12 protein-coding genes are annotated in these 10,806 nt (G+C 50.1%); 9 read left to right on the plus strand and 3 right to left on the minus strand.

Features of this window, described 5'->3' with window-relative positions:
- The first annotated feature begins 9 nt into the window (after positions 1-9).
- The 3 genes from D6029_RS06490 to D6029_RS06500 all read left to right on the plus strand — a co-directional run bounded on the left by D6029_RS06490 (position 10) and on the right by D6029_RS06500 (position 1,563).
- Positions 10-228 carry an HHA domain-containing protein gene (locus tag D6029_RS06490; protein WP_034493744.1) on the plus strand — a complete coding sequence of 73 codons (219 nt, stop codon included), beginning with the start codon at positions 10-12 and terminating at the stop codon, positions 226-228.
- Between the two features lie 219 nt (positions 229-447).
- Entirely contained in the window at positions 448-1,002 is a 555-nt protein-coding gene (gene maa, locus D6029_RS06495) for a maltose O-acetyltransferase (RefSeq protein WP_120063971.1), read from the plus strand.
- 102 nt (positions 1,003-1,104) lie between these two features.
- Complete coding sequence (locus D6029_RS06500) at positions 1,105-1,563, plus strand: YlaC family protein (protein WP_120063972.1); 459 nt, start codon at positions 1,105-1,107, stop codon at positions 1,561-1,563.
- Between the two features lie 40 nt (positions 1,564-1,603).
- On the opposite strand, the gene ykgO is transcribed toward D6029_RS06500, so the two are convergent.
- A complete protein-coding gene (gene ykgO, locus D6029_RS06505) occupies positions 1,604-1,744 on the minus strand; it encodes a type B 50S ribosomal protein L36 (protein ID WP_120063973.1) in 141 nt (46 codons plus the stop codon).
- A gap of 308 nt (positions 1,745-2,052) precedes the next feature.
- Here ykgO and D6029_RS06510 point away from each other — a divergent pair, with 308 nt between their 5' ends.
- Genes D6029_RS06510 through D6029_RS06525 form a run of 4 tightly spaced genes read left to right on the plus strand, consistent with a single transcriptional unit; the run spans position 2,053 to position 5,362 of the window.
- On the plus strand, positions 2,053-3,090 hold the full coding sequence (locus D6029_RS06510) for an isopenicillin N synthase family dioxygenase (protein ID WP_120063974.1): 1,038 nt from the start codon (positions 2,053-2,055) through the stop codon (positions 3,088-3,090).
- An 18-nt stretch (positions 3,091-3,108) separates the two neighbouring features.
- Complete coding sequence (locus D6029_RS06515) at positions 3,109-3,918, plus strand: MetQ/NlpA family ABC transporter substrate-binding protein (protein ID WP_120063975.1); 810 nt, start codon at positions 3,109-3,111, stop codon at positions 3,916-3,918.
- Positions 3,915-4,706 (plus strand): methionine ABC transporter ATP-binding protein, encoded by a 792-nt coding sequence (locus tag D6029_RS06520; protein ID WP_120063976.1) that lies wholly within the window; start codon positions 3,915-3,917, stop codon positions 4,704-4,706. The genes D6029_RS06515 and D6029_RS06520 overlap by 4 nt, the downstream gene beginning before the upstream one ends.
- On the plus strand, positions 4,691-5,362 hold the full coding sequence (locus tag D6029_RS06525) for a methionine ABC transporter permease (protein ID WP_120063977.1): 672 nt from the start codon (positions 4,691-4,693) through the stop codon (positions 5,360-5,362). Before D6029_RS06520 ends, D6029_RS06525 begins: the two co-directional genes overlap by 16 nt.
- A gap of 105 nt (positions 5,363-5,467) precedes the next feature.
- Here the strand turns inward: D6029_RS06525 and D6029_RS06530 are convergent, their stop codons facing one another.
- Entirely contained in the window at positions 5,468-6,838 is a 1,371-nt protein-coding gene (locus D6029_RS06530; protein WP_120063978.1) for a PTS transporter subunit EIIC, read from the minus strand.
- Positions 6,839-7,142: 304 nt separating this feature from the next.
- Between D6029_RS06530 and D6029_RS06535 the strand changes: the two genes are divergently transcribed.
- Complete coding sequence (locus D6029_RS06535) at positions 7,143-8,342, plus strand: enolase C-terminal domain-like protein (RefSeq protein WP_120063979.1); 1,200 nt, start codon at positions 7,143-7,145, stop codon at positions 8,340-8,342.
- Here D6029_RS06535 and D6029_RS06540 read toward each other — a convergent pair.
- Positions 8,330-9,052, minus strand: coding sequence for a GntR family transcriptional regulator (locus D6029_RS06540; RefSeq protein ID WP_120063980.1), 723 nt, complete (start codon positions 9,050-9,052; stop codon positions 8,330-8,332). The genes D6029_RS06535 and D6029_RS06540 overlap by 13 nt on opposite strands.
- A gap of 132 nt (positions 9,053-9,184) precedes the next feature.
- Here D6029_RS06540 and D6029_RS06545 point away from each other — a divergent pair, with 132 nt between their 5' ends.
- On the plus strand, positions 9,185-10,768 hold the full coding sequence (locus tag D6029_RS06545) for an EAL domain-containing protein (protein ID WP_120063981.1): 1,584 nt from the start codon (positions 9,185-9,187) through the stop codon (positions 10,766-10,768).
- Positions 10,769-10,806: the final 38 nt, after the last annotated feature.

A 10,806-nucleotide genomic window follows, 5' to 3' on the forward strand; every position in this document is an offset into this window, starting at 1 on the left:
GGTGATTTCATGACTACAAAACCATTAACAAAGACCGATTATTTGATGCGCCTGCGACGCTGCCAAACAATTGATACATTAGAACGTGTGATTGAAAAGAATAAATACGAATTATCAGATAATGAATTGGCTGTATTTTATTCAGCTGCGGACCACCGTCTTGCGGAACTGACCATGAATAAGCTTTACGATAAAATACCACCCTCTGTATGGTCATTTATTCGTTAATACTTCTGAATTATTATTACGTTTTTGGCATTTAGATTGACATGCTGTTACACCATCGGCCTGCTGGAGCAATGCGTCTACAGCTTTCCTTCATCTTTGATTGTTAAAACTCAGAATTAACTGTGTGATTACAATCACAAAATGAAAGAGCGCTCACATTAATTACAAACTAATCGCTTACGTTAACCGCTGTCCCGATTATCTATTAAAGGCATCGCCGTGAGTGAAGAAAAAAAGAAAATGATAGCAGGCGAACTCTATCGCCCTGCTGACACGCAACTTCGTGCCGATCGTGTTAACGCTCGTCACTTGATTCACCGCTTTAATCATACCGCTCCTGATGAACAGGCTGTTCGTGCCGAATTGCTGGGCCAACTGCTTGGTCAAAGCCTGGATGCATATATTGAACCCTCGTTTCGATGCGATTATGGCTACAATATTTTCCTCGGCAAAAACTTCTACGCTAATTTCGACTGTGTGATCCTCGACGTTTGCCCGGTTTATATTGGCGACAATTGCATGCTGGCCCCAGGCGTTCATATTTATACCGCCACGCACCCGCTGGATGCCGAAACCCGCAACAGCGGTGTGGAATTCGGGAAACCCGTTACGATTGGGCACAATGTGTGGATTGGCGGGCGTGCGGTGATAAATCCCGGCGTCACCATCGGTGATAACGTGGTGATTGGCGCAGGCTCAGTCGTCACAAAAGATATTCCAGCAAACTCAGTCGTGGCCGGGAACCCAGCGCGCCTGATTAAAATGGTCGACTAACTGTTATGCTTTTTTTTGGCAGAACTGTTACTTTTACGCCCCGCAAGGGATTCTTAAAATAACAGTTCCCTGCCTGTAGCGTTTCTGTTCAAAAGGCCCATCATGACTGAAATTCAGCGCCTGCTCACCGACACCATTGAGCAACTCAATGCCGATGAAAAACGCGATAATCGCCCGCGTTTTAGCATCAGCTTTATTCGCAAACATCCGGGTTTGTTTATCGGCATGTGGATTGGCTGGTTTGCCACACTTTGGGTGATGCTGGAGTCGGACACGCTCGCCGGTTCAGTCTGGTTGCTGGTCGTGTTATTTGCGCTGCTCAACGGCTTTTTCTTTTTTGATGTCAATCCGCGCTATCGTTACGACGATATTGATGTGCTGGACTTACGCGTTTGCTACAACGGCGAGTGGTACAACACGCGCAACGTGCCGCCAACTTTGATTGATAAAATCCTGCAATCCCCTGGCGTTGACGAACAGAAAAAATCGCTGCTGCATAAAATGGTGACCACCAAAGGCGAACTCTCTTTCTACGATATCTTCTCGCTCGCCCGCACCTGACCTTCCAAATGAGCAAAATAAGGGGCCAATGCCCCTTGTTTTAACGCCGCTTTTTCCCGCCCTGCACCGCTTTAAAACGCGGATTACTTTTGCAAATCACATACAACCGCCCTTTGCGCTTCACTATCTGGCAATCCGGATGGCGCTGCTTAGCACTGCGTAACGAATTTAAAACCTTCATGTTTACACCTTTTTATTGTTACTTTATAACATAACAATAAGATAAAAGATGAGCGACTAAAACGCAAGCCAGTTTGTCTGCAAAACCCGCCATAGCTAAATCCCGCAAAAGCTTAGAACCCCGCACGGCAATAACTTAGAAGATAACAATATTGGGAGGCTCGGCGTGCCTGGGGCAATGTAATTCCATGCACATCACATCAATCCAGAAGGGATAAATCATGAATCAGCGCTGTTGTTGTGAAACAAATTGTCGGGCGAAAAAATCAGAACCTAGCAAGAAAAAATCTGAAATATGCGGAGTCCAGAATGAGCAAAACAACGATCAAGGCATTGCCAATACTCGATCTCTTAGCCCTTGAGGGCACAGCAACCGACCGCGCTGCATTTCTCGAACAATTGCGCCTCGCAGCTCGTGACATTGGTTTCTTCTATCTCATAAACCATGGTATCAACCCGGAACTGCAACAAGCGGTTCAGGATGAAGCACAACAGTTTTTCGCTTTACCAGAAGCTGAAAAACAGAAAGTGGCAATGATCCACTCTCCTCATTTTCGCGGTTACAACCGCGCTGCCAGCGAATTAACGCGCGGCAAACCTGACTGGCGTGAACAGTTCGATATTGGTGCTGAACGCCCGGCACTTTCCGTTGATGAATCCCGGCCCGGCTGGCTGCGGCTACAAGGGCCCAACCTGTGGCCTGAAGCGCAACCGACGCTAAAACCGACCCTTTTACAGTTCCAACGCGAGATGACTGCGGTCGCGCTCAAACTGCTGCGCACCTTTGCACAAGCGCTGGAATTACCGGCTGACAGCTTCGATAACCTGTACGGCAATAAACCCAACGAGCACATCAAGCTGATTCGCTATCCAGGAAAGTCCGCAACGGATAGCAATCAGGGCGTCGGGGCGCATAAAGACTCCGGCTTCCTGAGCTTTTTGCTGCAAGACCAGCAGCAAGGTTTGCAGGTCGAAGTCTCGCCGGATAACTGGGTCGATGCCGCGCCGCTGCCCGGTAGTTTTGTGGTGAATATTGGTGAGTTGCTGGAGCTTGCGACCAATGGCTATTTACGCGCCACCGTTCACCGCGTGATTTCGCCGCCAGTCGGGCAGCAGCGCCAGTCGATTGCCTTTTTCCTCGGCGCACAGCTCGACGCCGTGGTGCCGGTTTATGCCCTGCCGCCCGAACTCGCACAACAGGCTTTAGGGCCGGAAAGTGACCCGCAAAACCCCTTGCTGCGCGATGTTGGCTGGAACTATTTAAAAGGCCGCCTGCGCTCGCACCCTGACGTGGCGGAACGTTATTACCCGGATGTCTTGCGTAACAGCACTGAACTCATCGCTTAAACATTAAAGGAAAACACCATGAAAAATGCCTCTTTTAAACTGGCAGGGATCGCGCTGTCTTTGACTCTGGCTTTCAGCGCTCACGCCGCCGACACCTTACGCATTGCCGCCGATGCGGTGCCGCACGCAGAAATCCTGGCGTTCGTACAAAAACTCGATCCCAATTTAAAGCTCAAAGTGGTTGAACTGAGTAACGGCGTGAATGCCAATGAATTGCTGGCGAACGGCGATGTCGACGCCAACTACTTCCAGCATGTGCCGTATTTGCGCGAACAGGAAAAAGCGCTCGGTAAAAAATTCACCGTTGCCGCCACCGTTCATATCGAGCCGCTGGGAATTTACTCGCACAAATACAAAGACCTGAAATCGGTACCCGATAACGCCACTATCGCGCTGCCGAACAACGTCACCAACCTGAGCCGTGCGCTGTATTTATTGCAGGACAAAGGGCTGATTACGCTGAAGTCAGAATTTAAAGATGCGGCGCAAAACCAGGCCACGCCGCGTGATATCGCCAGCAACCCGAAACATCTGAAGATTGTTGAAATCGAAGCACCGCAATTGCCGCGCTCGCTTGATGATGTGGATTTGGCAGTGATCAACGGCAACTATGCGCTGGAAGCCGGTTTAACGCCGTCAAAAGATGCGTTGGGGCTGGAAAGTGCGACGCATAATCCGTATGCCAATATTCTGGTGACGAACCCGGATTTAGCCAACGATCCGCGCATTAAAGAGCTGGCGAAAGATCTGCAATCGCCACAGGTGGCCGATTTTATTCGCAAGCAGTTCAACGGTTCTGTGATCCCGGTTGCCGCGCCTCAATCATGATTACCCTTGAGCGGCTGAGCAAAGTGTATGCCGGAGGAGGCCAACCGGCACTGGATGACGTCTCACTGACTGTGCCAGAAGGCGCAATCTACGGCATTCTCGGGCGCAGTGGCGCCGGGAAAAGTACCTTGATTCGCTGTCTCAATCTACTGGAGCGGCCCACGTCGGGCCGCATTCTGATGCACGGCGTGGACATCACCACGCTGAATAATCGCCAGTTGCGCGCTCATCGCCAGCGCACCGGCATGGTATTTCAGCATTTCAATTTGATTCATGCGCGCAACGTGGCAGACAACATTGCGGTGCCGCTGGAAATCGCCGGGCAGCCACGTGAACTGCGCCAACAGCGTGTTCATGAGCTGCTCGAATTAGTCGGCCTGAGCGATAAAGCACACGCCTTCCCTTCACAACTTTCCGGGGGGCAAAAACAGCGCGTGGGCATTGCCCGCGCCCTCGCCGCTCATCCTGACGTATTACTTTGCGATGAAGCCACCAGCGCGTTAGACAGCGAAACCACCGCCTCTGTGCTGGCGCTGCTGATGGACATCAACCGTAAACTCGGCGTCACCATCGTGCTGATTACTCATCAACTGGAAGTGGTGAAAGCCATTTGCGACCACGCGGCATTACTTGAGCACGGCAAACTCATCGAAAGCGGTTCGCTGTCTGAATTGTTAGTCGCCCCCTATTCCCGCCTGCGCCAGGCATTGTTACCTGGCGATGCGGCAGAAAAAGCATTTTTACGCCGCATCGGCGTTTCAGGGAGAGTGTTATGCGAAGTCGCCTAGCCTGGGAAGATTTGTGGCCGTTACTGCTCGACGGCACGCTGGACACGCTTTACATGGTGAGTCTTGCGGCGCTGTTTACGGTGATTATCGGTTTGCCGTTAGGCGTATTACTGTTCCTCACCCGCCGCGATGGCGTGCTGCCAGCCCCAAAACTAAATCAGATTATCGGCAGCGTAGTGAACGTCGGGCGTTCGCTGCCCTTTATTGTGTTGTTGATTGCGCTGATCCCCTTCACGCGGTTAATCGTCGGCACCACGTTAGGTAGCACTGCGGCGGTGGTTCCGATTACGATTGGCGCATTCCCGTTCTTTGCGCGGGTGGTCGAAAACGCGTTGGATGAAGTCGATAAAGGGCGCATCGAAGCCATTTTATCCATGGGCGGCAATGTGTGGCATATCATCGGCAAAGTGTTATTGCCCGAAGCGCTGCCCGCGCTGCTGGCCGGGATTACCCTCACCGTGGTGATGCTGATTGGCTTTTCTTCGATGGCGGGGGTGATTGGCGGCGGCGGTCTGGGGGATCTGGCGATTCGCTATGGTTATCAGCGTTTTGACGACCAGGTGATGGTCGGAACGGTGGTGATTTTGGTGGCGATGGTGCAGTTGGTACAAAGTGTGGGTGATCGTCTGGTGCGCAGACTCGCACACCGACGTTAAAGTGTCGGATGACGCTGACGCTTATCCGACCTACCACATCCGTTACACCACAACACCCGTAATCTTTCGTAGGGCGGATAAGCGCAAGCGTCATCCGCCAGTTTTTCAGGCTTTCTCACGCACCAGCAAAGTCGTCAGCGTAAATGACAAAACCAAAGCCAGCGCCACGCCCATTAACGCAAACACAAAATACGGGCCAATGTACGCGGGCAGGCTGAAAATGCTCGATAAAATATAGCCATACAAACGCACGCCGAAGAAGGCGATAAACGCCGAAGCGATAGAGCTTGCCACCGTGGCGGCAATAAACGCTTTCTTATAGCGAGTCAGCACGCCAAATAATGCCGGTTCGGTAATTCCCAGCAGAGCGGAAATCGCCGCAGGCAACACCACCGCCCGTTCTTCACGAGATTTGCTTTGCTTCCAGATGGCAAACGTTGCACCGGCAATCGCCATATTCGCCATAAACATCATTGGCATCAGCATGTCATAGCCACGGTCGGTGAAGTTTTGTAGCGCAATCGGCGTCATCGCGTGGTGCATACCGGTTAAAATCGCCACCGGGCGAATCGCTCCAACCACCAGCCCGGCAAAACTTGCCGAAACACCAAACAGCCCTTCGATAAACCACGCCAGCGCTTTACCCAGATAAATCCCCAGCGGCCCGATAACCACCAGCGCAACCAGTGCGGAAAGGAACAAAGTCAGCGTCGGCGTAAACACGGTTTTCAGCACGTCCGGCATAAATTTATCCACCCAACGGTGGATGTAACTCAGCGCCAGCACCGAGAAAATAACCGGGATCACGCTTGATGCGTAGTTAAAGACTGAAATCGGCACCACGTTCAGAAAATAGAACGCATCCACCGCATTTGGGGAATGACTCGCCAGCAATTTTGCCGCTTCAATCAGCGACGGATACATCAGGCAGGCGGCGACCGCAGCGGCTAAATACTCGTTGGTTTTAAAGATACGAGCGGCAGAAATGGCAAGGAAGAACGGTAAAAAGTAGAACACGCCACTAGCAATCAAATCGATGACGATCACCGTATCGCTTTTGGCTGAAACCATTTTCAGCGCGATCAACCCCGCGAGCAGGCCTTTGATCATCCCGGCGCCAGCGATGGCGGGAACAATCGGGCCAAACACGCCAGACACGGTATCCATAAACATCGACACCAGGCTTTTGCGTGTTTTCTTCTGGCTCGCATCTGCGGTTTGCTCTGGCGATGAACCGAGCACATTCGTCAGTTGTTCGTACCAGGTATTAACCTGCGGGCCAATAATAATCTGAAATTGATCGCTTTGAATTTGCGCCCCTAAAACGCCGGGTATTTTTTTAATGGCCGTCTGATCAATCTTATTTTCGTCAACCAGAGAGAAGCGCAAGCGCGTCATACAGTGCCAGGCTTTACTAATATTATCCGCACCGCCAATCAGGTGAATAATATTATTAATGGCATCACGAGTCCCCATTTGTCACTCCCAAAGAATTGCTTATTGTTATGTGCTGAATGCCAGTGATGTTAGGGAATCACAACCACTAAAACAAACCAATAAACTTTGAACACGGTCACAATTAGCCACCACAAAAGGGTTAAAAACCCACCTTCAAGCAAATTGGTATGGTTTTTTCACACTCTACGCACCTTTTCCTGACCAATAAAAATAAGCAAAAAAAATGATTTACCGGCACTCAAAAATAAGGTGATAGTAATAAACAGAAACCTTAAATCTGATAAGTCATTGACCGTGATTAAACCGCGTCTGGAGTCATCTCGTGCTACCAACCCTTATTGAAAATATCGAATGCTTTATTACCCGCCCCGACCGCCATAACCTGGTGACTGTGCGTGTGACGACCAACAAAGGCGTTACCGGGCTGGGTTGTGCCACTTTCCAGCAGCGCCCGATTGCGGTCAAAGCCATGGTTGATGAATACCTCAAACCGCTGCTGATCGGGCGTGATGCCAATAACATCGAAGACCTGTGGCAAATGATGACGGTCAATGCTTACTGGCGCAACGGCCCGGTGATCAACAACGCCATTGCCGGTGTCGATATGGCGCTGTGGGACATCAAAGGCCAGTTGGCAAATATGCCGCTGTATCAGCTATTTGGTGGTAAATCGAAAGACGCGATTGCCGCTTACAGCCACGCCGCCAGTGAAACGCTGGAAGGGTTGTACCTCGAAGTCGACAAACTGCTGGCACAAGGTTATCGCTACATCCGCTGCCAACTCGGGTTTTATGGCGGCACACCGCAGGGTTTACACGCCACAAAATCCCCGACGCCGGGCGCATATTATGACCAGGATGAATACATGGCGAACACCGTAGCGATGTTTAAAGCGCTGCGTGAGAAATACGGCAACCAATTTCATATTCTGCATGATGTGCATGAGCGCTTGTTCCCGCAGCAAGCTGTGCAACTGGCAAAAGCCCTGGAGCCTTACCAGCCGTGGTTTATCGAAGATATTCTGCCACCGCAGCAAAGTGCCTGGCTTGAGCAAGTGCGCGCACATTCATCAGTTCCGCTCGCCATGGGGGAGTTATTCAATAATCCGGCTGAATGGCATGATTTGATTGTGAATCGCCGTATCGATTTCATCCGCTGCCACGTTTCACAAATTGGTGGGATTACGCCTGCGCTGAAGTTGGCGATTCTTTGCCAGGCATTTGGCGTGCGCCTCGCCTGGCACGGCCCGTCAGACATGACGCCGATTGGTGTGGCCGTGAATACCCATTTAAATATTCATCTGCATAATGCGGCGATTCAGGAATTTATCCCGAACAAGCCAAATACTGAATCCGTATTCCCAGGCGCACCTGTTGCGGAGCAAGGATATATTTATCCACTGGAAAAACCGGGTATTGGAGTCGGGTTCGATCAGCAAAAAGCCGAATCATTCCCGGTGGAATATCGCCCACACGAATGGACGCAAAGCCGTTTGCCGAATGGCGCGATTCACACGCCTTGAGTCCCCTGCCGATAAGCTAAGTTGTCGTGGTTATAGGGAGTGACGTAAGTACAGGAATAATTGATATCAACGATATCGCTAATTTCGAAAACGCGTCCTCCTTCGAGAATGCCCCGGTTGATGATACGCATCGCCGGGCTGCCTTTTTTACACTCCAGCAATACTGCTTGTTCTTTGCTAATGGCGACCGCTTGATAACTGGTTAATAAGTGTGAAATACGGAAACCTTTACTGAGTACATACTGTTGAATGGACTTTTCAATAACCTTCTGATTCAAATCGGGAAAATCCTTCACGGGCATCTGTGATGTTTCAATTTGTACTTTTTGATCATCCACATAGCGCAGGCGGCAAAATTGCCAAATATACTCATCAGCGCCCAGGCCAAATACCTGCTGTTCTTCGAGGCCGGGTAATTTTTTATGCAGATTCACCATGCGAAAGGCCATTTGGTCAAAACGCTTTTCGGTGATGGAGTTATAAACCAGCGGGTTATTCCGGGCCTGAGAATTAATCCAGATACCGGAACCCTGAATAATCTCGACCACGCCAATACTGACCAATTTCTCCAGTGCTTTGCGGATAGTAAAACGCGAAACATCGTATTCCAGGGCAAGCTGGCGTTCAGGCGGTAATTTGCGTCTCTGGTTATCACTGTTCTGGTAAATTTTGCTTAATAGATCCTGAATAACAAACTCTTTTTTCTTCATCACTGACTCACCAGAGGCTCACTTTCACATGTTGACTATTTTAAACATAACATCCTATATCCAGGTGAGATAGACTAACCTCGTCTATGGAAAACTCTTATAAAAACGAACCTCTTAACTGGGTCTAAAAGAATGACAACCCGTAAGTTGATAAGCCTGGTAAGTGGTGTGCTGATCCTGGCCGTGCTGTTGCCTATTTTGCTCAGCGTCTATTTTGCTCATCGAAATGCTGAAGCTGTTTTTCATGAGGAATTAGCCGAGTTTGCCGATCACGCCATGTTTCGCACTGGCAAAGTCGTCGAGCAGGCTGTTGCTGCCATAGATGAAATCAACCAGGTTAAAGACCTTACGTGTTCAAGTGCACATGCAGAAGCCATGCACCGCGTCTCACTTAAATATCGCTACGTGCAAGAGGTGATGTTCCAGGAGAATAACCATATTCTCTGCACCTCACTGGAAGCATTCAATCAAAGTAAACCCATTGACGAACCGGATCGTATTGGCCCCGATGGATATAGCGCCTGGTACACCACACCGCCGACACCGGGTTTTAAACGGAAGATGGTGTATATCGGCAAACCGCCTCATCTGGCGCTTATCGATCCCATGTCTTTTATTGATATTCTGCCGTTTGGCAAATACACCTTAAATATTGCGATGGTAGGTCTGGGCAAAAACCAGCTGATTGCCAGTAATAGTCATTATGTTCCTGATGATTGGCGTACACCGCTTACGCAGGGCGTGGATGAATTTCAGAGCGACGATGATTTTTATATTATCCGCCGGGATAACGAACTCGGTTTGGCAATGATTGCCTGGGCGTCGCGCGAGCCAATGAGTCGGGTCTGGTATGAACAACTGTTTATTTGGCTGCCGATTGGTCTGGTGATTAGCCTTGCTGCCGGAGCATTCCTGGTCAGTATTCTGCGCCGTTTATTATCGCCACGTAACCGCTTGATGGATGCCATTAAGAACCATGAAATTAGCGTGGTGTATCAGCCGATTGTTCACCTGCAAAGTGGTGAAAGCGTGGGCGCAGAAGCCCTGATTCGCTGGCAACAAGCCGATGGCTCAATGCTGAATCCGGATGTCTTTATTCCGCTGGCAGAGCAAACCGGGCTGGTCACGCAATTAACCGAACAGGTGATTGAGCATATATTCACCGAGCTGGGCGACTGGCTAAATCAACATCCTGACCACCATATTTCGGTTAATTTGGGGGTTAGCGATGTACACAGTTTGCATATTCTTGAGGTTATTCACCCTTACCTTGCGCGTTATTCCGTCAAGCCGGGACAAATCGCATTTGAAATTACCGAGCGCGGTTTTGCTGACCCCAAAATTACTGCGCCGATCATTGCGCAATATCGCAAAGCGGGTCACGCCATCTACATTGATGATTTCGGCACGGGCTACTCAAGCCTGAGTTATTTACAAGATCTTGATGTTGATATTCTTAAGATCGACAAGTCGTTTGTCGATGCGCTGGAATATAAAAACGTCACGCCACATATTATAGAAATGGCTAATGCGTTAGGGATTTTGATGGTCGCCGAAGGTATTGAAACGCCACGCCAGGCGACGTGGTTACGCGAACAAGGCGTGCAGTACGGCCAGGGCTGGCTGTTCAGCAAAGCCCTGGCAAAAGACGACTTTATTCAGTGGGTGGCAAGCGATCGCGCCAGACGGGTAAAACCGAGTTCGTCGATCGGATAAGCGCCAGCGTCATCCGGCTATTCCGGCGCAAATGGTGG

This window comes from Buttiauxella izardii (assembly GCF_003601925.1).
Taxonomy (GTDB): domain Bacteria; phylum Pseudomonadota; class Gammaproteobacteria; order Enterobacterales; family Enterobacteriaceae; genus Buttiauxella; species Buttiauxella izardii.